This is a genomic window from Bradyrhizobium sp. S3.7.6, from assembly GCF_054061875.1.
Genome location: NZ_JBSSEQ010000001.1, coordinates 7,010,991 through 7,034,378 on the forward strand (window position 1 = coordinate 7,010,991; position 23,388 = coordinate 7,034,378).

Annotated in this window: 25 protein-coding genes; 17 read left to right on the plus strand and 8 right to left on the minus strand. The window is 62.7% G+C overall.

Annotation, left to right across the window (positions count from 1 at the left end; all coding sequences use genetic code 11):
- Positions 1 to 93: 93 nt before the first annotated feature.
- Positions 94 to 2,223 carry an acetate--CoA ligase family protein gene (locus ACVJ5M_RS34210; protein ID WP_063984518.1) on the minus strand — a complete coding sequence of 710 codons (2,130 nt, stop codon included), beginning with the start codon at positions 2,221 to 2,223 and terminating at the stop codon, positions 94 to 96.
- Positions 2,224 to 2,570: 347 nt separating this feature from the next.
- Between ACVJ5M_RS34210 and ACVJ5M_RS34215 the strand changes: the two genes are divergently transcribed.
- The 3 genes from ACVJ5M_RS34215 (at position 2,571) to frc (ending at position 6,418) form a co-directional block, all read left to right on the plus strand.
- Positions 2,571 to 3,266 (plus strand): GntR family transcriptional regulator, encoded by a 696-nt coding sequence (locus tag ACVJ5M_RS34215; protein ID WP_166105920.1) that lies wholly within the window; start codon positions 2,571 to 2,573, stop codon positions 3,264 to 3,266.
- 74 nt (positions 3,267 to 3,340) lie between these two features.
- Positions 3,341 to 5,074 (plus strand): oxalyl-CoA decarboxylase, encoded by a 1,734-nt coding sequence (oxc, locus tag ACVJ5M_RS34220; protein WP_063984520.1) that lies wholly within the window; start codon positions 3,341 to 3,343, stop codon positions 5,072 to 5,074.
- A gap of 66 nt (positions 5,075 to 5,140) precedes the next feature.
- Positions 5,141 to 6,418 (plus strand): formyl-CoA transferase, encoded by a 1,278-nt coding sequence (gene frc / locus ACVJ5M_RS34225; RefSeq protein ID WP_063984521.1) that lies wholly within the window; start codon positions 5,141 to 5,143, stop codon positions 6,416 to 6,418.
- A gap of 314 nt (positions 6,419 to 6,732) precedes the next feature.
- Here the strand turns inward: frc and bioB are convergent, their stop codons facing one another.
- The gene (gene bioB, locus ACVJ5M_RS34230) at positions 6,733 to 7,719 is read right to left on the minus strand and encodes a biotin synthase BioB (RefSeq protein ID WP_166105922.1); all 987 of its coding nucleotides are present in this window, start codon (positions 7,717 to 7,719) and stop codon (positions 6,733 to 6,735) included.
- Between the two features lie 305 nt (positions 7,720 to 8,024).
- Between bioB and ACVJ5M_RS34235 the strand changes: the two genes are divergently transcribed.
- Positions 8,025 to 8,207, plus strand: a complete 183-nt coding sequence (locus tag ACVJ5M_RS34235; protein WP_063984522.1) for a hypothetical protein — start codon at positions 8,025 to 8,027, stop codon at positions 8,205 to 8,207.
- Between the two features lie 206 nt (positions 8,208 to 8,413).
- Here the strand turns inward: ACVJ5M_RS34235 and ACVJ5M_RS34240 are convergent, their stop codons facing one another.
- The 3 genes from ACVJ5M_RS34240 to ACVJ5M_RS34250 all read right to left on the minus strand — a co-directional run bounded on the left by ACVJ5M_RS34240 (position 8,414) and on the right by ACVJ5M_RS34250 (position 9,242).
- Positions 8,414 to 8,638, minus strand: a complete 225-nt coding sequence (locus ACVJ5M_RS34240) for a hypothetical protein (protein WP_028151477.1) — start codon at positions 8,636 to 8,638, stop codon at positions 8,414 to 8,416.
- Positions 8,639 to 8,692: 54 nt separating this feature from the next.
- Positions 8,693 to 8,935, minus strand: a complete 243-nt coding sequence (locus tag ACVJ5M_RS34245) for a hypothetical protein (RefSeq protein WP_063984523.1) — start codon at positions 8,933 to 8,935, stop codon at positions 8,693 to 8,695.
- A gap of 97 nt (positions 8,936 to 9,032) precedes the next feature.
- Entirely contained in the window at positions 9,033 to 9,242 is a 210-nt protein-coding gene (locus ACVJ5M_RS34250) for a cold-shock protein (protein ID WP_028151479.1), read from the minus strand.
- A 554-nt stretch (positions 9,243 to 9,796) separates the two neighbouring features.
- On the opposite strand from ACVJ5M_RS34250, the gene ACVJ5M_RS34255 reads away from it, so the two are divergent.
- On the plus strand, positions 9,797 to 10,486 hold the full coding sequence (locus tag ACVJ5M_RS34255) for a hypothetical protein (RefSeq protein ID WP_063986543.1): 690 nt from the start codon (positions 9,797 to 9,799) through the stop codon (positions 10,484 to 10,486).
- A 153-nt stretch (positions 10,487 to 10,639) separates the two neighbouring features.
- Here the strand turns inward: ACVJ5M_RS34255 and ACVJ5M_RS34260 are convergent, their stop codons facing one another.
- Positions 10,640 to 10,882, minus strand: a complete 243-nt coding sequence (locus ACVJ5M_RS34260) for a helix-turn-helix domain-containing protein (protein WP_063986544.1) — start codon at positions 10,880 to 10,882, stop codon at positions 10,640 to 10,642.
- An 11-nt stretch (positions 10,883 to 10,893) separates the two neighbouring features.
- Entirely contained in the window at positions 10,894 to 11,460 is a 567-nt protein-coding gene (locus ACVJ5M_RS34265; RefSeq protein ID WP_063984524.1) for a DUF2975 domain-containing protein, read from the minus strand.
- Between the two features lie 138 nt (positions 11,461 to 11,598).
- Here ACVJ5M_RS34265 and ACVJ5M_RS34270 point away from each other — a divergent pair, with 138 nt between their 5' ends.
- Together ACVJ5M_RS34270 and ACVJ5M_RS34275 are read left to right on the plus strand one after the other, a co-directional pair.
- Positions 11,599 to 12,036: a DUF2147 domain-containing protein gene (locus ACVJ5M_RS34270; RefSeq protein ID WP_084795231.1), complete on the plus strand. Its 438-nt coding sequence runs from the start codon at positions 11,599 to 11,601 to the stop codon at positions 12,034 to 12,036.
- 194 nt (positions 12,037 to 12,230) lie between these two features.
- Positions 12,231 to 12,674 carry an SRPBCC family protein gene (locus ACVJ5M_RS34275; RefSeq protein WP_063984525.1) on the plus strand — a complete coding sequence of 148 codons (444 nt, stop codon included), beginning with the start codon at positions 12,231 to 12,233 and terminating at the stop codon, positions 12,672 to 12,674.
- 169 nt (positions 12,675 to 12,843) lie between these two features.
- Here the strand turns inward: ACVJ5M_RS34275 and ACVJ5M_RS34280 are convergent, their stop codons facing one another.
- Entirely contained in the window at positions 12,844 to 14,175 is a 1,332-nt protein-coding gene (locus tag ACVJ5M_RS34280; protein WP_063984526.1) for an Hsp70 family protein, read from the minus strand.
- Positions 14,176 to 14,522: 347 nt separating this feature from the next.
- On the opposite strand from ACVJ5M_RS34280, the gene ACVJ5M_RS34285 reads away from it, so the two are divergent.
- The 10 genes from ACVJ5M_RS34285 to ACVJ5M_RS34330 all read left to right on the plus strand — a co-directional run bounded on the left by ACVJ5M_RS34285 (position 14,523) and on the right by ACVJ5M_RS34330 (position 23,363).
- The gene (locus ACVJ5M_RS34285) at positions 14,523 to 14,660 is read left to right on the plus strand and encodes a hypothetical protein (protein WP_166098301.1); all 138 of its coding nucleotides are present in this window, start codon (positions 14,523 to 14,525) and stop codon (positions 14,658 to 14,660) included.
- A gap of 245 nt (positions 14,661 to 14,905) precedes the next feature.
- Positions 14,906 to 16,198 (plus strand): oxalate/formate MFS antiporter, encoded by a 1,293-nt coding sequence (gene oxlT, locus ACVJ5M_RS34290; RefSeq protein WP_063984527.1) that lies wholly within the window; start codon positions 14,906 to 14,908, stop codon positions 16,196 to 16,198.
- Positions 16,199 to 16,461: 263 nt separating this feature from the next.
- On the plus strand, positions 16,462 to 17,799 hold the full coding sequence (gene oxlT / locus ACVJ5M_RS34295) for an oxalate/formate MFS antiporter (protein ID WP_063984528.1): 1,338 nt from the start codon (positions 16,462 to 16,464) through the stop codon (positions 17,797 to 17,799).
- 179 nt (positions 17,800 to 17,978) lie between these two features.
- Positions 17,979 to 18,407: a CBS domain-containing protein gene (locus ACVJ5M_RS34300; RefSeq protein ID WP_063984529.1), complete on the plus strand. Its 429-nt coding sequence runs from the start codon at positions 17,979 to 17,981 to the stop codon at positions 18,405 to 18,407.
- A gap of 98 nt (positions 18,408 to 18,505) precedes the next feature.
- Complete coding sequence (locus tag ACVJ5M_RS34305; RefSeq protein WP_063984530.1) at positions 18,506 to 19,525, plus strand: 2-dehydropantoate 2-reductase; 1,020 nt, start codon at positions 18,506 to 18,508, stop codon at positions 19,523 to 19,525.
- An 11-nt stretch (positions 19,526 to 19,536) separates the two neighbouring features.
- Positions 19,537 to 20,310, plus strand: a complete 774-nt coding sequence (locus tag ACVJ5M_RS34310) for a fumarylacetoacetate hydrolase family protein (protein WP_063986546.1) — start codon at positions 19,537 to 19,539, stop codon at positions 20,308 to 20,310.
- A gap of 537 nt (positions 20,311 to 20,847) precedes the next feature.
- Positions 20,848 to 22,098 carry a tyrosine-type recombinase/integrase gene (locus ACVJ5M_RS34315; protein WP_456679577.1) on the plus strand — a complete coding sequence of 417 codons (1,251 nt, stop codon included), beginning with the start codon at positions 20,848 to 20,850 and terminating at the stop codon, positions 22,096 to 22,098.
- Complete coding sequence (locus ACVJ5M_RS34320) at positions 22,091 to 22,396, plus strand: hypothetical protein (protein ID WP_456679578.1); 306 nt, start codon at positions 22,091 to 22,093, stop codon at positions 22,394 to 22,396. Before ACVJ5M_RS34315 ends, ACVJ5M_RS34320 begins: the two co-directional genes overlap by 8 nt.
- Positions 22,397 to 22,506: 110 nt before the next feature.
- Entirely contained in the window at positions 22,507 to 22,821 is a 315-nt protein-coding gene (locus ACVJ5M_RS34325; RefSeq protein ID WP_456679579.1) for a helix-turn-helix transcriptional regulator, read from the plus strand.
- A gap of 128 nt (positions 22,822 to 22,949) precedes the next feature.
- Positions 22,950 to 23,363, plus strand: a complete 414-nt coding sequence (locus ACVJ5M_RS34330) for a hypothetical protein (RefSeq protein ID WP_456679580.1) — start codon at positions 22,950 to 22,952, stop codon at positions 23,361 to 23,363.
- Positions 23,364 to 23,388 lie beyond the last annotated feature (25 nt).

A 23,388-nucleotide genomic window follows, 5' to 3' on the forward strand; every position in this document is an offset into this window, starting at 1 on the left:
CACCCGAATTGCTTCGCAATTCGACCTCTCCCCGCGCGCGGGGAGAGGTGAATAACCACCCGCTCCGGATCATACCGAAGCGTCTTCGTCGTCTCAGAGCAGCCCTGCCCCGCGCGCCCACTTGTACTTGGCGCCGAGCACCTCGACCGGCAGCTCGGTGGAATAGGCGTAGGCCGGGATGCCGTTCTGGTAGAGATATTCGGCCGCTTCCTCGACCTCGACGTCGCCGGCGAGCGAGGCGACGATCGGCTTCACGAAGCCCTTGGCCTCCATCTCCTTCTTCACCTCGACCATGTTGCGGGCGAACACCATCGGCGGCGTGACGATGGTGTGCCAGTAGCCGAGGATCAGCGAATGGATCCGCTCATCCGACAGGCCAAGCTTCACCGTGTTGACGTAGGTGATCGGCGGCTCGCCGCCGGTGATATCCACAGGATTTCCGGCCGCACCGAACGGCGGGATGAACTTGCGGAAGGCCGCATCCAGATCCGGCGGCATCGACATCAGCGACAGGCCGTTGTCGACGCAGGAGTCCGACAGCAGCACGCCAGAGCCGCCGGCGCCGGTGATGATCAGTACGTTCTCGCCCTTCGGCGTCGGCAGCACCGGCACGCCACGGGCGAATTCGAGCAGCTGCCGCAGCGAGCGGGCCCGGATCACGCCGGACTGCGCCAGGACGTCCTCGTAGATCTTGTCGTTACCGGCGAGCGCGCCGGTATGCGACGAGGCCGCCTTTGCGCCGGCCGAGGTGCGGCCGGCCTTGAGCACGATGACCGGCTTCTTCTTGGAGACGCGCTTGGCGGCTTCCGCGAAGGCGCGGCCGTCCTTGAGGTCTTCGCAGTGCTGGGCGATCAGGTTCGTGTTCGGATCCTGCTCGAAAAAGGCGAGCAGATCGTCCTCGTCGATATCGGACTTGTTGCCGAGGCCGACGATCGCCGAGACGCCCATCTTCGCCGAGCGCGAGAAGCCGATGATGGCCATGCCGATGCCGCCCGACTGCGACGACAGCGCCGCGTGGCCCTTGACGTCGTAAGCCGTGCAGAAGGTCGCGCAGAGATTGGCCGGCGTATAATAGAAGCCGTAAATGTTCGGCCCCATCAGGCGGATGTCGTACTTCTTGCCGACCTCGACGATCTCGGCCTGAAGCTCCGGCGCGCCGGCTTCAGCGAAGCCCGACGGAATCAGCACCGCACCCGGGATTTTCTTCTCGCCGCATTCGGTGAGCGCCGCCGCCACGAACTTCGCGGGGATCGCGAACACGGCCGTGTCGATCACACCCGAAACGTCCTTGACGCTCTTGTAGGCCTTGTAGCCGAGGATCTCGGCGGCCTTGGGATGGATCGGATAGATGTCGCCCTTGTAGCCGCCGTTGATGAGGTTCTTCATCACGGAGTTGCCGATCTTGCCGTCCTCGGCGGAGGCGCCGACCACGGCGACCGCCTTCGGCTGCATGATGCGGCTCATGGCCGCGACGATCTCTTCGGTCGGGCGCGGCTTCGGCTTGGGCACATAGGCGAAGTCGACGACGATACGCACGTCGGCGGCGATCGCGTCCTTGGCCGTCGCGAACACCGGGTTGAGATCGAGCTCGACGATTTCAGGGAAATCGGTGACGAGCTGCGAAACCTTGACGATGACATCGGCGAGCGCAGTACGGTTCACCGCCTCGCCGCCGCGAACGCCCTTCAAAATCTCATGCGCCTGGATGCCGTCGAGCATCGAGAGCGCGTCTTCCTTGGTCGCGGGTGCGAGGCGGAAGGTGATGTCCTTCAAGACTTCGACCAGCACGCCGCCGAGGCCGAAGGCGACCAGCTTGCCGAACGAGCCGTCGGTGATCGAGCCGACGATGACTTCGGTGCCGCCGGCCAGCATCTGCTGCACCTGGACGCCCTCGATCTTGGCATCGGACTTGTGCTTCTTGGCGTTGGAGAGAATGGTCTCGTAGGCCTTCTCGGCATCCTCGGCCGTCTTGAGGCCGACGATGACGCCGCCAGCTTCGGTCTTGTGGAGAATGTCCGGCGAGACGATCTTCATCACCACCGGGAAGCCCATCGAGGAGGCCATTTTGCCGGCCTCACCCGCCGACCTGGCCACGCCCTCCTTCGGCACCGGAATGCCGTAGGCGTCGCAGACCAGCTTGCCTTCCGGCGCGGTCAGGCTGGTGCGGTTGTCCGCCTTGACCTGGTCGAGCACTTTGCGGACGGCATCTTTGGAATTGGACATATGGCTTCTCCCTTGACCTCAGTTCGTTCTTTCAAAGCGCGCGCGTGTAGCGGCTGCCCGTGATGCTTGCCATTCGCCGCGCTCTGTTCCATGTCGCGGAACGGAGTGGCATAAAGCCCACATTACTCCGCCGCTTTGGATCAAAAATGGCTGGCGATGGCATTTGGTATGCCAGAAGCCAACTTGTCAAGCTGCTGCATGACTTAGAACGCCGCAAAAAATAGCCAGCTTGACATTCTGGCATGTGGTATGCCAAAAACTTTCCCGTTAATAATCCTGTAAAAGACGACTCCCACTGGAGGAGATTCGTCGTGTCACTGCGGAAACCAACCAAGGCGTTGCCGAACATGACCGAGGCAGATATCGCAATCGTTCGTATTGCCCCGGAGAGCAGCTTCAAGAACAAGGCGTATGACGCCTTGAAGGAAGCCATCCTCAAGATGGACATCTACTCGACGCCCGAGCCGGTGATGCTCGACGAGCGCGCGTTGTCCGAACGCCTGGGTGTGAGCCGCACCCCGATCCGCGAAGCCATCGCGATGCTTGAGCAGGATGGCTTCGTGAAGACGGTTCCGCGCCGCGGCATCATGGTGGTGCGCAGAACCAAGAGCGAGATCGTCGACATGATCCGCGCCTGGGCGGCGCTGGAGAGCATGGCGGCCCGCCTGATCACCACCACCGCACGCAAGAAAGACATCACGGCGCTGCGCGACTACTTCAAGGACTTCGGCAAGGACCGCCTGCCCGAGGATCACGTCGAGGAATATTCGCGCGCCAACATCGCCTTCCACCAGGCGCTGATCTCGCTGTCGGAATCGCCGGTGCTGGTCGATCTCACCAACGACCTGCTGCTGCACGTGCGCGGCTACCGCCAGCTCACCATCGGACGCAAGGATCGCACCGCCACTTCGCTGCCCGAGCATCTCAGCATGATCGAAGCACTGGAAGCGCGCGACACCGAGCTCGCCGAGAAGCGCGCCCGCGACCACACCCTTGGCCTTGCCGCTTACGTCGAAGCGCACGGTCAAGAACTGTTCACCTAGCAACGTCCACCAGAAGGGCGAGCCATTCGCCCACAAAGCCTAAAACGGCATATGAGACCAGGGAGACAAGGCCCATGCTGAATACCGCGACCAAGTCCGAAGCACCGGGCACCGAGCAGGAATTGACGGATGGCTTTCATCTCGTCATCGACGCGCTCAAGCTGAACGGCATCAACACCATCTATAATGTGCCGGGCATCCCGATCACGGATTTGGGCCGCATGGCGCAGGCCGAAGGTATTCGCGTGATCTCCTTCCGCCACGAGCAGAACGCCGGCTACGCCGCGGGCATTGCCGGCTACCTCACCAAGAAGCCCGGCGTCTGCCTCACGGTGTCGGCGCCCGGCTTCCTCAACGGTCTCACCGCGCTCGCGCACGCCACCACCAACTGCTACCCGATGATCCTGATCTCGGGCTCCTCCGAGCGCGAGATCGTCGACCTCCAGCAGGGCGACTACGAAGAGATGGACCAGCTCGCGATCGCCAAGCCGCTGTGCAAGGCGGCCTATCGCGTGCTGCACGCCCAGGACATCGGCATCGGTCTCGCCCGCGCCATCCGCGCCGCGGTCTCGGGCCGTCCGGGCGGCGTCTATCTCGACCTGCCGGCAAAGCTGTTCGGCCAGGTGATGAACGCCGATGCCGGCCAGAAGTCGCTGGTCAAGGTGATCGATGCCGCGCCCGCGCAGATCCCCTCGCCCGCGTCAATCAAGCGCGCGCTCGACGTGCTCAAGAGCGCAAAACGTCCGCTCATCATCCTCGGCAAGGGCGCGGCCTACGCGCAGGCCGATGAAGAGATCAAGTCGTTCGTCGAGAAGAGCGGCGTGCCGTTCCTGCCGATGAGCATGGCCAAGGGCCTCCTCCCCGACACGCATCCGCAATGCGCTGGAGCCGCGCGCTCCACGGTGCTGAAAGAATCCGACGTCGTGCTGCTGATCGGCGCCCGGCTGAACTGGCTGCTCTCGCACGGCAAGGGCAAGAGCTGGGGCGAAGCGCCCAAGAAGTTCATCCAGGTCGACATCGAGCCGCGCGAGATGGACTCCAACGTCGAGATCGTCGCGCCCGTCGTCGGCGACATCGGCTCGGTCGTATCGGCCTTCAATCAGGCGATCAGCACGGGTTGGACCGCGCCGCCGGCCGAATGGACCAAGGCCATCGTGTCCAAGCGTGACGAGAACGTCGCCAAGATGGCGCCGAAGCTCATGAACAACAAGTCGCCGATGGATTATCACGGCGCGCTCGGCGTGCTGAAGAACGTGATCAAGGATCACCCGGAGGCGATCCTCGTCAACGAGGGCGCCAACACGCTCGACCTCGCCCGCGGCGTCATCGACATGTACAGGCCGCGCAAGCGCCTCGACGTCGGCACCTGGGGCGTGATGGGCATCGGCATGGGCCAGGCGATCGCGGCGGCGCTCGAGACCGGCCACCCCGTGCTGGCGGTGGAAGGCGACTCGGCCTTCGGCTTCTCCGGCATGGAGGTCGAGACCATCTGCCGCTACAACCTTCCGATCTGCGTCGTCATCTTCAACAATGACGGCATCTATCGCGGCACCGACGTCAACAGCGTCAACGCCGATCCGGCGACGACGGTGTTCGTCAAGGGCGCGCGCTACGACAAGATGATGGAAGCCTTCGGCGGCGTCGGCGTGAATGCCACCTCGCCCGACGAGCTCAAGCGCGCCGTCAACGAGGCGATGGCCTCGGGCAAGCCGACGCTCATCAACGCGGTGATCGATCCGGCCGCGGGCTCGGAGAGCGGCCGCATCGGCAACCTCAATCCGCAGAGCGTTCTGCAGAAGAAAAAGTAAGTCCTCCCCTTCAACCCTTAATTCCCTGCGGTTTGCGGGGGCAGACAGAGTATACGGAGCAACACGATGACCAAAGCGCTCAAGGGCGTTCGCATTCTCGACTTCACCCACGTCCAGTCCGGACCGACCTGCACGCAGCTGCTGGCATGGTTCGGCGCCGACGTGATCAAGGTGGAACGTCCGGGCGTGGGCGACATTACCCGCGGCCAGCTGCAGGACATCCCGAACGTGGACAGCCTGTATTTCACCATGCTCAACCACAACAAGCGCTCGATCACGCTCGACACCAAGAACCCCAAGGGCAAGGAAGTCCTCACCGAGCTGATCAAGAAGTGCGACGTGCTGGTCGAAAACTTCGGCCCCGGCGTGCTCGACCGCATGGGCTTCCCCTGGGAGAAGATCCAGGCGATCAACCCGAAGATGATCGTCGCCTCGATCAAGGGCTTTGGCCCCGGACCGTACGAAGACTGCAAGGTCTATGAGAACGTCGCGCAGTGCACCGGCGGCGCCGCCTCGACCACCGGCTTCCGCGACGGCCTGCCGCTCGTCACCGGCGCGCAGATCGGCGACAGCGGCACCGGCCTGCACCTGGCGCTCGGCATCGTCACCGCGCTCTATCAGCGCACGCATTCGGGCAAGGGCCAGAAGGTCACCGCCGCGATGCAGGACGGCGTGCTCAACCTCGCGCGCGTCAAGCTGCGCGACCAGCAGCGCCTCGCGCATGGTCCGCTCAAGGAATACAGCCAGTTCGGCGAAGGCATTCCGTTCGGCGACGCCGTGCCGCGCGCCGGCAACGATTCCGGCGGTGGTCAGCCCGGCCGCATCCTGAAGTGCAAGGGCTGGGAGACCGATCCCAACGCCTACATCTACTTCATCACCCAGGCCCCGGTCTGGGAGAAGATCTGCGACGTGATCGGCGAGCCCACCTGGAAGACCGATCCGAACTACGCCAAGCCGGCCGTCCGCCTGCCGCGCCTCAACGAGATCTTCGCCCGCATCGAACAGTGGACGATGACCAAGACGAAATTCGAGGCGATGGAGATCCTCAACAAGGACGACATCCCCTGCGGCCCGATCCTGTCGATGAAGGAGATCGCCGAGGACCAGTCGCTGCGCGCGACCGGCACCGTGGTCGAGGTCGATCACCCGACCCGCGGCAAGTACATCTCGGTCGGCAATCCGATCAAGCTGTCGGATAGCCCGAGCGAGGTGGAGCGCTCCCCGCTGCTCGGCGAGCACACCGACGAGATCCTGCGCAGCGTGCTCGGCTTCAGCGATCACCAGGTCGCCGACATCCACAAGTCCGGCGCGCTCGAGCCGCCGCAGAAGCAGGCCGCTGAGTAAGCCGCACCACGTTGAACGAGACGAAAGGGCCGCCCGAAGGGGCGGCCCTTTTTGCTTCAGAAGACCGTGCGGTCGCGGCTGTGACTAAAAAATGGAAAAACAACCCCATGCACAGTAGCTAACCTGTTGGTCATAAACGATTTCGTATTTCACGAAATGCCTTTTGACACGTCGGGCAAAACAGAGGCATTATGCCATGATCCGACAAAGCCAATATCATGCCCTGCGAAGAGCGGCCGAGGGGTTGTTCGTCGGACAAACGACCTAACGGCCAGGGCATGATCGGGAAAGAGGCTCAGCGGCTTGCAAAAAGGTCAGAGCGCTTCCAGTCCGAGCCGGCGGAACAACTTTCGATCGGCTTCGTCCTGCGGATTGCCCGCCGTCAGCAGCGTGTCGCCGACAAAGATCGAGTTTGCGCCGGCAAAGAAGCACAGCGCCTGCATCTCGTCGCTCATCGCCGACCGCCCCGCCGAGAGTCGCACGAAAGAGGCCGGCATCATGATACGCGCCAGCGCGACAATGCGCACGAACTCGACCGGACCTATCGGCGTCGCCTTCGCCATCGGCGTTCCCGGAATCGGGATCAGCATGTTGATCGGCACGCTCTCCGGCGCTTCCGGAAGGTTGGCGAGCGTGACCAGCATGTCGACGCGGTCCTGTTCGCTCTCACCCATGCCGAGAATTCCGCCGCAGCACACTTTCATGCCGGCATCGCGGACATGCTCCAGCGTATCGAGACGATCGGCGAATGTGCGGGTGGAGGTAACACTCGGATAGAAGCGCTCCGAGGTATCGATATTGTGATTGTAGTAATCAAGCCCGGCAGCACTCAGCCGGTCGGCCTGATCCCGGTCGAGCATGCCGAGCGTCATGCAGGTCTCGAGCCCGAGCTCCTTCACGGCTCCGACGACCTCGACAATGGCATCCATGTCGCGCGGCTTCGGATTGCGCCAGGCCGCCCCCATGCAATAACGCGTCGCGCCGCTGTCTTTTGCCTTGCGTGCCTCGGCAACGATCTTCCCGACCTCCATCAACTTGGAGGCTGCAAGAGCGGTCGCATGATGCGACGACTGGCTGCAGTAACCGCAGTCTTCCGGACAACCACCTGTCTTGATGTTCAGCAGCCGGCTCAACTGCACGCGATTTGGGTCAAAATGCTCCCGATGTACGGATTGTGAACGGAAGAGCAGATCGTTGAAGGGAAGCTGGTAAGCCGCCCATGCATCTTCACCGGTCCATCTTTGAGGCCTTTGCGGCCTTTCCTTCGCGGGGATTGTCTCCCCGTCGTTCACACCGAGCATTACACATCTCCTGACATTGCGGCGGGACAATCGCACTATCGCAAACCTGGCGCCAGTCCGCAGGGTCCTTGGAACAAAAGCGGCGGCGTGCCATTGTTGTCTAAGCCGGCGTGCTATCCCGACGTACGAGCAACGCAGCCGCCAAGGCGAGTGACTGAAACACATCGCAAAAGCATCTGCGCAACGCTGCAGAATTGGCCTTCTTCTCGCCCCGAAAGGTAGCAAGCCTACGCACAGCGTTTGCGGGTGGGAGGCGTCGGCCAGCACCTGTCCTGTCACAGCTTGTTGATCAAAACGAGGTCGAAATGTTGAGAGATCAATCCTCGGATCGGGCCAAGCGTGAAGCCAACAAGGCGTTCAAGCCTGTCAAAACGCAGAAGCCGATCAATGACTATGCGAAGGACCAGCACTCCTTCAACGAGAATCGCGAGCGGCTGAAAGCGGAGCGACTGGCCCGCGAGGCCGAGCCGAAGGACCGCTCTGAATAGGACGCGTTCCCTGCCGGGTCACGATGTTGCATCCGCGCGATGGAGGCTGGCGCTGAGCGCGTCGCGTCGAAATCGACGCCTGACCGAAAGCGCGATGAGATCGGAATGAATCGTCAACGCGCTTTAGGTTATTGTTTGAGCATGATCTTTTCGGAAAACCGCTTCGCACTTTGCGCAAACGCGGCCCTTCGGGTCCGGATCATGCTTTAGAGCATCGAAAGCACGACGATCCCGTCTTCGAGCTCCCCGGAGGCCAATCGGCTCCGCGCGATGCGCTCGAATTCCGTCCGGTATTTCTGAAGATAGCTGAAGGCCTGCTTCTGCGTCTGAAACGTGGTCGCAAGGCGGCACATCTGCCGGCCTGCGCCAAGCGCGAGAAAGAAGGTGATTGTACCACCGCTGTCCGACTTGATCCTAGGCACGATCCGCACTCTTTGGCATGTGACCGGCCCTCTCCAGATTTTCGTCGACGCAGTTGAATTCGACTATCGCGTCAGCTTTCTCTTGCGCTTCGTCAGGGTTGGTGCCGGCAGCGATGCTTGAAGAGTTGCGTCGGCCGCTTCCTTGGCTTCGCGCAGTTCGCGAAGCCGCGCCATGTTCTTGCGAACATCGACGGCCTGTCTCTCGACGTCCGCCATTGCCCGCGTTCCCTCCTCGGCAGCCAAACGCTGACGGTTGGTACGCGCAATGCTTTGGGGTGACGGTTCAGCCGACTTCTTGCCGCTCATGCTTCACCCACTCCCGCAACGGACAAAACCCGCTCAATCCCTGGGATCGAGCGGGCAGCGTGGCCGTTTCAGTACATCCGTGAAACGGCGCAGGATCTTAGGCCAGCGATAGATTCTCTGCGCTGACCTTGCCTCGCATCTTGTCGGTCTTGGCCTCGAAGTTGACCTTCTGGCCCTCGGCGAGACCTGAGAGACCAGCCCGCTCGACTGCGCTGATGTGAACGAACACATCGTTGCCGCCGTCGTCGGGCTGAATGAATCCAAAGCCCTTTTGGCCGTTGAACCACTTCACGGTACCTGTCGTCATTATTCTTCTCCAAAGCGCATACGCGCACATTCCGCGTGACACTCACGCAGAACCAGATTCAATTCGTCGATGTCTCTGGAAAAGGAGCCCGCGGGCGCATTCAACAAGGCACAGCGGCTGAACGAACAGCACCAACGTATACCTCATCGGCGCCAGTTGCAAGGCTTGGCGGGATTTAATGCCTCATGGGCTCCGGCGGAACAATTCGGACTTTACGAATTCAGGCCCGAAAGGCGCCTGAGGCAAGGTGAGTTGCGCGTTCGCAGCCGCGATTTGGTGTCGGCTAACTGTGCTGGCCCGAGAGCGTCGATGCGATGCCGCGCTATCGAGCGCACACCGTACGCCACCGGCAAGTTGCTCGCGGAAGACCCGCACCACTCTCCCTCCAGCCAATCGACTGTGTGCACCGAAAGACTGCCAAGCTCCACACGTGCCGGCTCCGCCGCGAAGGGATAGCAGATCACACCTGACAGTACGGGGTCGGATTGGAAGCGTGAACGACTTGCTTCCTCCGTTGGCGTCAAGGCAAAGTGCTGGAAAACAGGGAGGTCAGCATGTCACTGCTTGGCAAGGCCGCCGTCGCGATGTGGTGGAGCGTCCGCCACGAGCAGCGCGCGGAGTTCGGCGACTGGCATTCCCACGAACATTTTCCCGAGCGGATGAGCATTCCCGGCTTCCGGCGCGGATCGCGCTGGACCAGCACGACGGACACCGACGGCTTCTTCGTGCTGTACGAGCTGGAGCGGTACGAGGTGCTCACGTCGAAGGGATATCTCGACCGGCTCAACGCGCCGACGCCGTGGTCGACCAAGATGATGCCGCACCATCTCGGCATGGTCCGCAGCCAGTGCCGCGTCGCCGCCAGCTTTGGCGGCGGCGTCGCGACCTCGCTCGCCACCATCCGGCTTTCGCCGGAGGCCGGGCGCGAGGCGGAGTTGCAGACACATCTCTCGGAGACGCTCGGCACATTGGCGCAGATGCCGGGACTGACCGGCGCCCACCTCCTCCTGACCGACACGCCCCGGACCAGCTCGCCCACCACCGAGCAGCAGATCCGCGGCAAGGACGGCGCCGCCGACTGGATCATGCTGCTGTCGGGTTACGATGCCGACGCGATCGAGCAGGTGACCGCCGACCGACTTTCGCCGGCGGCGCTTGGCGCTCTGGGCGCGCAGGACAATCCGACGATCGGCCGCTACCGGCTCGCCTTCACGATGACGCCGCAGGATGTGGCAACGATCTGACGGATCGGTCGTCCGGCCGGCCGCGAGGTAGAGCTCGCACCAGGCGAGCTCGATTCAAGTGAGCGCGCAAACGCGCCAACCGTTGCACATGGAGGACGTGTTTCAGGTTCTCGTGTGCAGCACGAAGGCGGACAAGGCACGCCAGGTGTAAGCTCAGCTCCCCTCGCCTGCATCCTCATCGCGGCCCTCCTCGCCTGCGACATATTCGAGGATGTCTCCGGGCTGACAATCTAGCTCGCGGCAGATCGCGGCCAGGGTCGAGAAGCGCATCGCCCTCGCCTTGCCCGTTTTCAGGACCGACAGGTTCTGGATGGAAATGCCGATTGCGTCGGCGAGGTCCCCGAGGCGGCGCTTCCGCTTCGCAAGCATGACATCGAGGTTCACGACGATCGGCACAAGCATTCACCTCAGATCGTCAGCTCGTTTTCGGACTGCAGCAGGATGGCGTGCTCGATGACGAATTTCAGCGCCATCAGGAACATCCCGCCCGCGATCGTGCCGATGTCGACGTTGTAGGACGGCAGGAAGAACTTGACGTCGCCGATCTCGTGCAAGGCATAAGCCACCGCGTTGCTGGTGATCAGGTCGATGAACGGCCAGATCACCAGAATGATCCCCATCCACCACACACCCTGAAGCGTCTCGGACGCGAAGATCCGGCCGCGTGCGAATCGGTGCACCATACGGTGCAGGATGCCGATCAACACGGCGAAGAACGAGAGCTGAAGCGCAAATAGCGTCCAGAACAACAGCTGTCCCGGGCGCGACATCTCGAGCGGATTGGCGACAAGGCCTGCGCATTTCACCTGGTCGGGACCAAGGCTCGCCGCGATCGAGGCGGAGGCGGTCGTGCTCCGGAGATAGGCGAGCCACACCACCACCGGCAGTGCCGCCCAGATCGCCCAGAACGCAAGATCGAGACGCCGGAACCAGCTCTGCCGGGCCTCACGTACCGATATCTCCACCACACCCATCTCCAAGCACTCCGCAATTTCCAGGCAACCACCCTCCCCCAATATGCATGTTCCGCACAATTGACTCAACCTTAAGCGCGATATATTGATCGTTTATCATGAAATATTTCATGACAATTGGTCCAATATGGAGCCCCCATGCGTTCCACCCTCGTCCGGCACCTGCTCGCAGCGCTGTTGTCCATCTCCCCGCTTGGAAACGCTGAAGCCGCAACGGCCAGCGGTCCCGCTGGTGTCTGGCTGACACAGTCTGGCGACGCGAGGATCAAGGTGAGCCGTTGCGGCAATGCGCTATGCGGCCGGGTCGTCTGGCTGAAGGAGCCGATCGATAAGAAGACGGGCAAGGCGCAGCTCGACGACCATAACGCCGATCCTGCATTGCGCGGCCGGAAGATCGTCGGCATCTCCCTGTTCATCGACATGCAGGCTGCCGGCGAAAATAAATGGTCGGGCAGGATCTATAATGCCGACGACGGAAAGACCTATGCGAGCACCGTCAGCTTGCTGCCATCCGGCAGTCTCAACGTCCGGGGCTGCATGGGAACGTTGTGCGCGGGTGAAGACTGGACGCGGTGAGCGGCAAACCGATCCAAAACAACGTCCAAGATAAGTTCCAAGACGAACAAAAACAGCATCAAGGGCCGCCGGTTTCGGCGGCCCCCGTTTATCTGCAATGCCATGTCGGATCGGCGGCGTCCCGGTCGTCCTTGAGACATGAATGGGCCGTAGACGCCAAGGTCGGGCCCATCGATGCAAGAGGATGAAAGAACATGCCCAGCACTGTACGTCTGCACCGCGTTCTCTCGACCAGTCCGGAGAAAGTCTATCGCGCCTTCCTCGAGGCGGATGCGCTGGCGAAATGGCTTCCGCCGAACGGCTTTACCTGCACCGTCCATCACCTCGAGCCCAAGGTCGGGGGCACGTTCAAGATGTCGTTCCGAAATTTCACGACGGGCAACAGCCACGCCTTCGGCGGCGAATATCTCGAGCTCGTCGCGGGCGAACGTCTCCGCTACACCGACAAGTTCGACGACCCCAATCTGCCCGGCGAAATCCAGGTGACCGTGACGCTGAAGAAGGTCTCGGTCGGCACCGAGGTCGACATCACCCAGGCCGGCATCCCTGACGTCATCCCGCCGGAGGCCTGCTATCTCGGCTGGCAGGAATCGCTGCGAAGCCTCGCAAGGCTCGTGGAGCCGGAGATCAATCAGTAGCGGCGAAATCAGTATCGTAGGGTGGGTAAAGCGCAGCGTGCCCACCGATGCTCTCTCAACCTCGGAAAGATGGTGGGCACGTCGCTCCGCGCCTTTGCCCACCCTACGGCACTGATGACAGCTCTCCGTCGTCATTGCGAGCAGCCAAGCAATGGCGGCTGTTGCTGGGCTACGCGCCCGCCTTCGGCGTAATCCCACCGCTTGCGGTCCAGCGATCGGGATCGGGACTGTGTCCAATCAGCGCGAGGCCGTAGGCGATCGACTCGAACTGGTCGCCCGACATCAGCCGTTCGTTGCCGAACCGGTCGGCGAACAGCTTTCTGACGGCCGGAACGAAGGAAGTCCCGCCGGTCAAGAACACCTTCTCCACCTCGCGCGCGGTGATGCCCGCTTCGCTTAGCACCTTGTCGACGGTGGCAGCCAGCCGGGCGATGTCGTCGGCAATCCAGGATTCAAAATTCTTCCGTGTGATGGTCGCACCGATGTCGACGCCGCCCCCCTTGAAGCGGAAGTCCACCTCGTCCCGCGCCGACAGCGCGACCTTGGCGTCGGATACCGCGCGGTAGAGCGAAAAGCCGAGGTCGAGATCGACGATGGTGATGAAATCTTCAAGGAGCTTCGGCTTCAGCGCGCTGCGCGCAAGCTCCCGGAGCTCGCGCAGATCGCCATTGCTCTTCATCATCGCGAGCTGATGCCAGCGCGCGAGGTTGGTATAGTGGCCGGTGGGGACCGGCAGCACCTTGTCGAACGAGCGGAAGCTGGACCCCTTGCCCAGCCGCGGCGAGACGACGTGGTCGACGATGCGGTAATCGAACGTGTCGCCCGCAATCCCGATGCCGGCGTGTCCAAGCGGCTCCGCACGCAAGGCACCACCCACGCGCGAGAAACGCATCACGGAGAAATCGCTGGTGCCGCCGCCGAAATCCGCAACCAGGACGGTGGCATCGCGCTCCAGCCGTCGGGCGAAGGAGAACGCCGCGCCCACGGGCTCGTAGACATAGCGCGCGTGGCCGGCGCCGAGGCGTTCGAACGCGGCCCGATAGCGCTGCATCGCCAGCGCTTCGTCGGGATTGCCGCCGGCGAACCGCACCGGGCGGCCGACCGTGATGTTGGACGTCTCGAAGCCGAACTTTTCGCCGCCATGGCGCGCCAGCGTGCGCAGGAACGCCGCCAGAATGTCCTCGAACTTGAAGCGCTGCCGAAACACTTGCGTGGTGTTGAAGCTGGAGCTCGCCGCAAACGTCTTGAACGACTGCAGGAAGCGGTAGACGTGGCGGCCTTCGAGGAACGTCTCGATGGCCCATGGACCGCCTTCGGCCTGGGCGCCGGCGCCCGGCCGATCCTCCCAGAAGCACAGCGCCGAGACGTAGACGCTGTGGCGCTGGCCGCCGTGATCGAAGCGGATGGCCTCGACCCGGCGATCGTCCGCCGCGATCGCGACGACCGTGTTGCTGGTCCCAAAATCGATGCCGATCGAGACGGCGGGCGAGGCGCTCGACATGAACCACTCTGACAGTTGATTGGAAAAGGGGGCAGACCACTAACGGCTTTGGCTGGGCCTGCCAAGACCTTGAATGTTGCGGTGCGGTTGGATTTGGAACCCGCGCGCCGCTCTGTCCGCGCTCTTTTGCCTCCGTAATGGGGGCCTTTTGGGGCCGATCTCGCAACTCCAGCAGCCCGGCTGGCAATTTTGAGCTCGGTTCGGTCCCTTTAACGGATCATTATGCTGCAATGCGGGAGCATGCATGCTGCTATGCAATGGCATGCATGGACACTGGCATCTGGTATACGTAGATTGCCCTTCGAAATGAGACAGCATCACTGACCGTCTCGAGAAAGGGAATTCAGATGTCCAAGACCGCTTCCGTCGCGCTCGCCCCCTCCGCCTCGCTGTTCACCCGCTTCCTGGCTGCGGTCGATCGCTTCCTGATGGCGAGCGCCGAGATTTCGAATCACAACGGCGACCTGCCCCGCTTCGGCCTGTAAGCAGCGCCTCCCGCGCGGCAAGCGCGACGCGCCGGTTTCAGAACCGTCCACATACTACTTTTGATGAATGGCCCCGCAGGACGGGGCCATTTCTATTTGCGTTGTCCCGAGTCACAGCCGCAACCGATGAAGGTCCTGCGGCATTTGCGCACGGTGACCGGACCAGCGCTTGAACCTTGGCATAATGAATACAAGAATGCCTCTCCAGCGCTCGCAGAAAAATTAGAGGCGCCACGGGAGGCTTTATGACGGACATGGTGCAGGCAACGGTTCCAACCGCCGCGCGGGTTAGCGACACGTATCGCTGGGCGCAATTGGCGGTCGGTGTAGCGGCGATGGTGATGATCGCCAATTATCAATACGGCTGGACGTTCTTCGTCCCCGACATCCAGAAAAAGTTCGGCTGGGATCGCGCCTCGATCCAATGGGCCTTTACGCTCTTCGTACTGTTCGAGACATGGCTGGTGCCGGTCGAAGGATGGTTCGTCGACAAATACGGCCCGCGCATCGTCGTGCTCGTCGGCGGCGTGCTCTGCGCCATCGGTTGGGCGATCAATGCGCAAGCCACCACGCTCAACGGCTTCTATCTCGGCATGATCATCGCGGGCATCGGCGCCGGCGGCGTCTACGGCACCTGCGTCGGCAATGCGCTGAAATGGTTTCCCGACAAGCGCGGTCTTGCTGCCGGCATCACGGCGGCCGGTTTCGGCGCGGGCTCCGCGCTCACGGTTGCGCCGATTCAGGCCATGATCAAGGACAGCGGATTCCAGACCACCTTCCTGTATTTCGGGCTCGGCCAGGGCATCATCATCTGCATCCTCGCCTTCTTCCTCTACGCGCCGAAGGCCGGACAGGTGCCTCCCGTTGTGCAGAACGCTGCGTTGCAACAGACCCGCCGCAACTATCAGCCGACCGAAGTGCTGCGCCAGCCGATCTTCTGGCTGATGTACTTCATGTTCGTGATCGTCGGCGCCGGCGGCCTGATGGTGACGGCGAACCTGAAGCCGATCGCAGTCGACTGGAAGGTCGACAGCGTTCCGGTGACGCTGATGGCGGTGACGATGACCGCGGTGACGTTCGCAGCCACGATTGACCGCGTGCTCAACGGCCTGACACGTCCGTTCTTTGGCTGGATCTCCGACATGATCGGCCGCGAGAACACGATGTTCATCGCCTTCGGCATGGAAGGGTTCGGCATCTGGATGCTCTATCTCTGGGGACACGACCCGCTCTGGTTCGTGCTGCTGTCGGGCTTCGTGTTCTTCGCCTGGGGTGAGATCTACTCGCTGTTCCCCTCGACCTGCACCGACACGTTCGGCGCCAAGTTCGCGACCACCAATGCGGGCCTGCTCTACACCGCAAAGGGTACCGCCGCGCTGCTTGTCCCGATCGCCAACTACATGCAGCAATCGTCGGGCACGTGGGACAGCGTGTTCATCATCGCGGCCGGCGCCAACATCCTGGCTTCGCTGCTGGCGATCATGGTGCTCAAGCCCTGGCGCAAGGTCGTGGTCGCGAAATCGACCGCCGCCGCCTGACGCGCGCCACCACATCTAAACCAAGCACGACGCCCGGCCTCACGGCCGGGCGTTTTCGTTTTTTCAGAACCCGTCTTGGCTACCGCTGACCTGAACGGAACCGTGCACTTTTCTTGCGCTGCGTCACAAGATGGGGCTTGCCTTCTGGAATATGGTATACCAATGTCCCCGCCGCGCTTGCGACGATAAGCCACAATATTTGCGACACTGGGTCATCTTGCAATCCCAGGTCGCATTCAATCAGGCGCGTTGGGAGGTTATTGATGATTTCCAGCACGGACGGCGCCGTCACAGCTGCGCCTCTTCGCACCGGTTTCCGTTGGTTCCAACTCGCCATGGGCATCGTCTGCATGGCGATGATCGCCAATCTGCAATACGGCTGGACGTTGTTCGTCGATCCGATTGACGCCAAGTATCATTGGGGCCGCGCGGCGATCCAGCTCGCTTTCACCATCTTCGTCGTCACCGAGACCTGGCTGGTGCCGATCGAGGCCTGGTTCGTCGACAAATACGGTCCGCGCATCGTCGTCATGTTCGGCGGCGTCATGATCGCGCTGTCCTGGGTGCTCAACTCCTACGCTGACTCGCTCACCCTGCTCTACGCCGCCGCGGTCGTCGGCGGCATGGGCGCCGGCGCGGTGTACGGCACCTGCGTCGGCAACGCGCTGAAATGGTTCCCCGATCGCCGCGGTCTCGCCGCCGGTGCGACCGCTGCCGGCTTCGGCGCGGGCGCCGCGCTCACCATTGTGCCGATCGCGACCATGATCGTAACGAGCGGCTACCAGCACGCGTTCCTCACCTTCGGCATCGGCCAGGGCCTGATCGTGTTCGTGCTCGCCTTCTTCATCCAGCCGCCGCGGATCTCGATCCCGCCGAAGAAGAAGCAGCTCAATCTGCCGCAGACCAAGATCGACTTCACCCCGCCGCAGGTGCTGCGCACCCCTATTTTCTGGGTGATGTATCTCGTTTTCGTCATGGTCGCCTCCGGCGGCCTGATGACCGCGGCGCAGATCGGCCCGATCGCGCACGACTTCAAGATCGCCGACACGCCGGTGACGCTCGCGGGCTTCCAGATGGCGGCATTGACGTTCGCGATCTCGCTCGACCGCATCTTCGACGGTTTCGGACGTCCCTTCTTCGGCTGGGTCTCCGACACGATCGGCCGCGAGCACACCATGTTCATCGCGTTCGGCACCGCGGCGGTAATGCTGCTGACGCTGTCGGCCTATGGAAACATACCGATCGTGTTCGTGCTCGCGACCGCGGTGTACTTCGGCGTGTTCGGCGAAATCTACTCGCTGTTCCCTGCGACCTGCGGCGACACCTTCGGTTCGAAATACGCAACCACCAACAACGGCATGCTCTACACCGCGAAAGGCACGGCATCCCTGCTCGTCCCGCTCGCCAGCGTGATCTCGGCAACGTACGGCTGGAAGGCCGTGTTCGTGGTCGCGGTGGCGCTGAACGCGACGGCGGCGCTGACGGCGCTGTTCGTGATCAAGCCGCTGCGCCGCTCCTTCATCCTCGGCAAGGAAGCCGAGAGCGCCAACGCTGCGACCGGCACCGCCAAGACCGGCAACGCCAAGACCGAGACAGCGTAGCGACCACACGCCTTTCAATCGGTCGAAAGGGGCGCAGCGATGCGCCCCTTTTCCTTTTTGGCACGATGACAAACGTCAGTATTGCTGCCGCAAGAATTTTCGGATCAGCCAAATCGAATGCTTGACGATTGGCATTATGTATACCACACTTCCCCTGTCATTCACCTAGGGAGGTTGCAATGCTGGTCGGAGACATTCTGCGCAAGAAGACACCGCGCGTTGTCACGGTGCGAATGAACGAAACGGTGGGTATCGCCGCCAAGCTGATGCGCGCCAACAATATCAGCGCGCTGGTGGTCAAGGACGTGGTCCGCTCCGAAGGCAACACCGCGGTCGGCATGTTCACCGAGCGTGACGTGGTGCGCGCCGTCGCCGAGCATGGTGCCAACGCCATTAACGTCAAGGTCTCGCAGCTCGTGTCGGTGCAGCAGCTGGTGTCCTGCAGCTCCTCAGACACGATCGAGCACGTCCGGCATCTGATGAACCGCAATCACATCCGTCACCTGCCGGTCATCGACGATTACAGCCTCGTCTCCGTCATCAGCATGCGCGACATTGCTGCTGCCGTTGACGAAGCGATCAACGGCTCGCCGCAAGCAGCAGCTTAAAGCGTCACACTTCCCCTGCGACTGCCGGCCCCGGCTCGGACCTCTCCGAGCCGGACCGGATCTTTCGTCCCAAAATTCCGGACACCCGCGAGGATTTCATGAAGATCTGCATCTACGGCGCCGGCGCGATCGGCGGATATCTCGGGGTTCAGCTCGCACGCGCTGGCGCCGACGTCAGCCTGGTCGCGCGCGGCGCCCACCTTGCCGCGATGCGCGAGCGCGGGCTGACCCTGCTCGCGGGCGAGGAGAAGCACACCGTGCATCCGCGCTGCACCGACGATCCCGCCGAGCTCGGCGTGCAGGACTACATCATCATCACGCTGAAGGCGCATTCGATCACCGGCGTGATCGAGAAGATGCAGCCGCTGCTCGGGCCGCACACCCGCATCGTCACCGCCGTCAACGGCATCCCCTATTGGTATTTCTACAAGCACGGCGGCCAATACGAGAATTCGACGCTGGAGAGCATCGACCCCGGCGGACGGCAGTGGCGCGAGATCGGCGCCGAGCGCGCCATCGGCTGCATCGTCTATCCCGCCACCGAGATCGAAGCGCCCGGCGTGATCCGCCACGTCTACGGCAACAATTTCCCGCTCGGCGAGCCCTCCGGCGAAATCACCTCGGACGTGCAGCGCCTCGCCGATCTCTTCGTCGCCGCCGGGCTGAAAGCGCCGGTGCTTGATCGCATCCGCGACGAGATCTGGCTGAAACTCTGGGGCAATGTCTGCTTCAACCCGATCAGCGCACTGACCCATGCAACGCTCGACGTGATCTGCACCGATCCCTCCACGCGTGCGCTGTCGCGCGCGATCATGGTGGAGACGCAAGGCATCGCCGAGACGTTTGGCGTCAAATTCCGCGTCGACGTCGAGCGCCGCATCGAGGGCGCCCGCAAGGTCGGCGCGCACAAGACCTCGATGCTGCAGGATCTCGAGCGCGGCCGTCCGATGGAGATCGACCCGCTCGTCACCGTGGTGCAGGAGATGGGCCGCCTCACCGGCATCGCCACGCCCGCGCTCGACTCGGTGCTGGCGATGGTGACCCAGCGTGCCCGAATCGCCGGCCTCTATGACGGCGTCTCCGCGCCTGCCGATCCCCGTGCACTGGCGGTGGCGTGATGGCGGGCGAGATGAAACAATGGCTGCGCTTCCGCCATGCCGGTGCGACCGGTTTCGGCACCCTGACGCAATCAGGCATCAGCGTGCATGAGGGCGAGATGTTCGGCCGCCATGCAGCCACGGGCAAGACTCTGGCGCTGTCGGAGGTCGAGCTGCTCGCGCCTTGCACACCCAGCAAGATCGTCGCGCTCTGGAATAATTTCCACGCGCTCGCCGCCAAGCTGAACCAGCCCGAGCCGCCGGAGCCGCTCTATCTGTTGAAGGCGACCACCACCATCACGACGCCGGGCGCCGTGATCCGCCGTCCCTCTTATTACGACGGCAAGACCACCTATGAGGGCGAGCTTGGCATCGTCATCGGCAGGACCTGCGCCCGTGTCTCGCCGGCCGAGGCGGACAGTTTCATCTTCGGCTACACCTGCGTCAACGACATCACCGCCAACGACATCCTGACCAGCGATCCCACTTTCCCGCAATGGGCCCGTGCCAAGGGCATCGATGATTACGGCCCGTTCGGCCCCGTCATCGCAACCGGCCTCGATCCGGCCAAGCTCACCGTGCGCACCATCCTCAACGGGGCGGAGCGGCAGAATTATCCGATCTCGGACATGATCTTCACCGCGCAGGAGCTGGTCAGCAAAATCTCCCACGACATGACCCTGCTTCCCGGCGACCTCATCGCCGTCGGCACCTCGGTCGGCGTCGGGGTGATGAAGGAGCCGGTGAATACAGTGACCGTCGCGATCGACGGCATCGGCGAGCTCACCAACGAGTTTCGGCTGTAACTCGCTGCGTCATTCCTAGGCCGCAAATCCATCGTGGGCCCGGAATGAAGGCTCGCCGGCCATTTGCGCCGCAGCCCGACAAAAATTGATCCTGCGCAAATCGGCGGTCGCGGCTGCCGCTATCCTTCCCGGCAACAGATCGATTTCTGATGCAAGGGAGGATGTCATGTCGAATGCCAGTAATGCACTTCTCTGGGCGGCTCTGTACTTCGCTCTCTCGTTCGCTGCGATCTTCGTGGTCTGGTTCGCCGACAAGATGCGCACGAACTTCCTCGGGAAATGATAGCCCGAGGCTCGCCGGCTCGCGCCGACGCCTGCTGCTAGCCTCCCCGAAAGGGGCCCACGCAGTGCCGTAGCCCGGATGGAGCGTCCGGGCTACCCCACTTCCGTGGAGGTCCGCCGAAGTCCGCATAGTCCAAAAAACCCTTATAAAATAGGCCTTTCTGGCCTATCCAAGCTGTCCGCCGATGCTTACCTTATCCGCAGAAGTCCGCTTGGTCCGGGTGCCGGACCGGGGGATAGATCGGGGCATCGAAAATGCGGACATGGGACCGGCTCAGCGCGAGCTTCGTGCGCGGCTTGAAGACGCCGGGCAAACACTACGACGGCGGCGGGCTGATGCTGAGCGCCGCGCCGACCAAGACCAAGGGCGTCGTCAACAAGGCTTGGCTGTATCGATACCAGATCGACAAGCGCGAGCGGGTCATGGGTCTCGGTTCCGCGCGGGTCGTCTCGCTCGCGGAGGCCCGCGCCAAAGCCAATGACGCGCGCAAGCTGCTTGCTGCCGGGATCGACCCGATGACCCACCGCGATGCCGAGCGCATGGCCGCCCGTGTCGCCGAGCTGCACACCGCCACCTTCAAGCAGGTGCTGGACCAGTTGCTCGACAGCCATGGTGATCGCTGGCGGCAGAAGCACCTGACGCAGTGGCAGAACAGCATGAAGACCTACGCCAAGCCGCTGTTCGACCTGAACGTCAACGACATCGACACCGCGATGGTCGTCAAGGTGATCGAGCCGGAATGGAAGCGTGCGCCGCAGACCATGGATCGCGTTCGCCGCCGCATCGGCGAGGTGCTGGGCTTTGCCGAGGTGCGGGGCTTCCGCAAGCCGGGACCGAACCCGACACGATGGAAGAACCATTTCGACAAGTTGCTGTCGCACCCGCGCGTGTTGAAGCCGGTCGTGCATCATGCGGCGTTGGCCTACGACGCGGTGCCGGGCTTGTGCGCCAAGCTAGTCGCCACCGACGCCATCCCTGAGCTGTGCCTCGCCTTCACGATCCTGACGGCGGTGCGCTCGCAGGAAGCGAGAGGCGCGCGATGGGACGAGCTTGATCGCAAGACTGGCGTCTGGATCGTTCCGCCGAGCAGGATGAAGAGAGGGAAAGAGCATCGCGTCCCGCTGAGCAAGGAAGCGCTGAAGCTGATCGAGCGGCTGCCGCGCGAGGGCGATCACCTGTTCACCATCAACGGCAACGCCAAGCCCATCGTCGCGATGAGCTTGCGCAAGGCGCTGCACCGTCACGGTGGGGACGGCTTCACTGTTCACGGCTTCCGCAGCGCGTTTAGGACGTGGGGTAGCGAGAGAACCAACGCGCCGCGCGAACTGCTGGAAGTCGCGCTGGCACATGACATTGGCGATGCCACCGAGCAGGCCTATGCGCGAACGGACTTGATCGAGAAGCGCCGCCGCATCATGGAGCAATGGGCGACGCATTGCGCGACGCCGACCGCGACGGCGGGCCGTTCAAAGGTTGTCGCGTTGCGTGGTGCCGGTCATGGATGACCGCACGATGCTGATCATCGTCGGGGAGCTGCTTGAGCATCCCGACGAGTATCCACCTCCGAGCCCGGAAATTCTGCGCGAGCTACTGTCGCGGCTGCAGGAATTACTGGAGGGTGAAACAGCAAAGCGACCAAACCATCGTCCGAGGGAAAATACCGGAGCGTTTGTCGCGACGCTGTACGAAGCCTGCGGGAGCCTCGCCAGAGCAAAGCGCCTCGTCGCCAAGGCTGAACATAAGAAGTTGGATGCAGTCGCCAAGGCCTACGAGCGCCATCAAAAACAGAAGCGACAAAAGTAACACGTACTTTTGTCGCTAGACGACAAAACCCCCTCCCTACTTCTATGGGTCGTGACCGCGCGAAAAAACACGCGCATCGTTGTCCGCAATTGGTATGCGGAGCCCGCCCTATGACAAAGTCCCACGACTACGATCTTCCGCCGCCTGTCTTCATCGATCTGGCGCGGGTCATGGAAATGACCAGTCGCTCGAAGTCGGCGATCTACGAAGACCCAACATTCCCTTTGCCCGTGTCGTTCAGCGAGCCGGGTCGAGCGCGGCGGCATGCGCGCTGGTTGTTGCACGAGGTCGAGGCTTGGCTGCAAGCGCGGATCGGGGAGCGCGACGCCAAGGCCCCGCAGCGCCGTCAGCAATTGCGCGTCCAGCGAGAGCGCCGTCTCATTAAGCGGCGGATGACGCCGAAGCGCAGTGGGGCGGAGGCTTAACAGGCTTGCCGCGCGCAGGCGATGTTCTCTTCGGCGGCCTCATGCGCGGAACAGATCACAACTGCTGAGGAGAACCGGGTGTCCCATCGCCCTTGAAAAAACGCAGGGGCACCCGGTCAAAACCAACCATGGAGACTTCCACGATGGATTTATATAGCCCCACCAGCGCCGGCGCAACCGCGCCCACCGCCCACCAGTACGACGGCCGCAAGCTCAGCCGTCTCCGAAACCTGAGCGCCGAGAAACGCGCACTACTGGCGTTCGATCTTCAACACGGTGCGCGTCTCTACAACCTCACCCGAGCGCAGGCCGCAGCGGTGGCGAAGGTGGCGCCATCGTACATCGGCACGGTCGCAACGGCCTCTGATGAAGAGCGCCAGCGGCTTGCGTATGGCTGGACCTCGCTGTCCGCCATCCACAACCGGCACCGTCGGCCGGCCACCGATGCCGATATTGAGCGGATCGTCAAAAAGATCGGTCCGGATCGCGTCATGCGGGCTCTCGACCGGATCACCGCGCCAGAGCTCGCAGCGGCGGAGTAACAACCTTGGCGTCGTCCTCACGCCG

Coding starts and splice junctions, on each gene's coding strand:
- ACVJ5M_RS34245 (WP_063984523.1), bottom strand. CDS start 8,935: ATGAGCGGCAAGAAGTCGGCTGAACCGTCACCCCAAAGCATTGCGCGT.
- ACVJ5M_RS34325 (WP_456679579.1), top strand. CDS start 22,507: ATGACAAAGTCCCACGACTACGATCTTCCGCCGCCTGTCTTCATCGAT.
- ACVJ5M_RS34310 (WP_063986546.1), top strand. CDS start 19,537: ATGAAACAATGGCTGCGCTTCCGCCATGCCGGTGCGACCGGTTTCGGC.
- ACVJ5M_RS34280 (WP_063984526.1), bottom strand. CDS start 14,175: ATGTCGAGCGCCTCGCCCGCCGTCTCGATCGGCATCGATTTTGGGACC.
- oxlT (WP_063984528.1), top strand. CDS start 16,462: ATGATTTCCAGCACGGACGGCGCCGTCACAGCTGCGCCTCTTCGCACC.
- ACVJ5M_RS34250 (WP_028151479.1), bottom strand. CDS start 9,242: ATGACGACAGGTACCGTGAAGTGGTTCAACGGCCAAAAGGGCTTTGGA.
- ACVJ5M_RS34215 (WP_166105920.1), top strand. CDS start 2,571: ATGACCGAGGCAGATATCGCAATCGTTCGTATTGCCCCGGAGAGCAGC.
- oxc (WP_063984520.1), top strand. CDS start 3,341: ATGCTGAATACCGCGACCAAGTCCGAAGCACCGGGCACCGAGCAGGAA.
- ACVJ5M_RS34330 (WP_456679580.1), top strand. CDS start 22,950: ATGGAGACTTCCACGATGGATTTATATAGCCCCACCAGCGCCGGCGCA.
- ACVJ5M_RS34270 (WP_084795231.1), top strand. CDS start 11,599: ATGCGTTCCACCCTCGTCCGGCACCTGCTCGCAGCGCTGTTGTCCATC.
- ACVJ5M_RS34275 (WP_063984525.1), top strand. CDS start 12,231: ATGCCCAGCACTGTACGTCTGCACCGCGTTCTCTCGACCAGTCCGGAG.
- frc (WP_063984521.1), top strand. CDS start 5,141: ATGACCAAAGCGCTCAAGGGCGTTCGCATTCTCGACTTCACCCACGTC.
- ACVJ5M_RS34315 (WP_456679577.1), top strand. CDS start 20,848: ATGCGGACATGGGACCGGCTCAGCGCGAGCTTCGTGCGCGGCTTGAAG.
- bioB (WP_166105922.1), bottom strand. CDS start 7,719: ATGCTCGGTGTGAACGACGGGGAGACAATCCCCGCGAAGGAAAGGCCG.
- ACVJ5M_RS34210 (WP_063984518.1), bottom strand. CDS start 2,223: ATGTCCAATTCCAAAGATGCCGTCCGCAAAGTGCTCGACCAGGTCAAG.
- ACVJ5M_RS34285 (WP_166098301.1), top strand. CDS start 14,523: ATGTCCAAGACCGCTTCCGTCGCGCTCGCCCCCTCCGCCTCGCTGTTC.
- ACVJ5M_RS34305 (WP_063984530.1), top strand. CDS start 18,506: ATGAAGATCTGCATCTACGGCGCCGGCGCGATCGGCGGATATCTCGGG.
- ACVJ5M_RS34235 (WP_063984522.1), top strand. CDS start 8,025: ATGTTGAGAGATCAATCCTCGGATCGGGCCAAGCGTGAAGCCAACAAG.
- ACVJ5M_RS34265 (WP_063984524.1), bottom strand. CDS start 11,460: ATGGGTGTGGTGGAGATATCGGTACGTGAGGCCCGGCAGAGCTGGTTC.
- ACVJ5M_RS34300 (WP_063984529.1), top strand. CDS start 17,979: ATGCTGGTCGGAGACATTCTGCGCAAGAAGACACCGCGCGTTGTCACG.
- oxlT (WP_063984527.1), top strand. CDS start 14,906: ATGACGGACATGGTGCAGGCAACGGTTCCAACCGCCGCGCGGGTTAGC.
- ACVJ5M_RS34255 (WP_063986543.1), top strand. CDS start 9,797: ATGTCACTGCTTGGCAAGGCCGCCGTCGCGATGTGGTGGAGCGTCCGC.
- ACVJ5M_RS34320 (WP_456679578.1), top strand. CDS start 22,091: ATGGATGACCGCACGATGCTGATCATCGTCGGGGAGCTGCTTGAGCAT.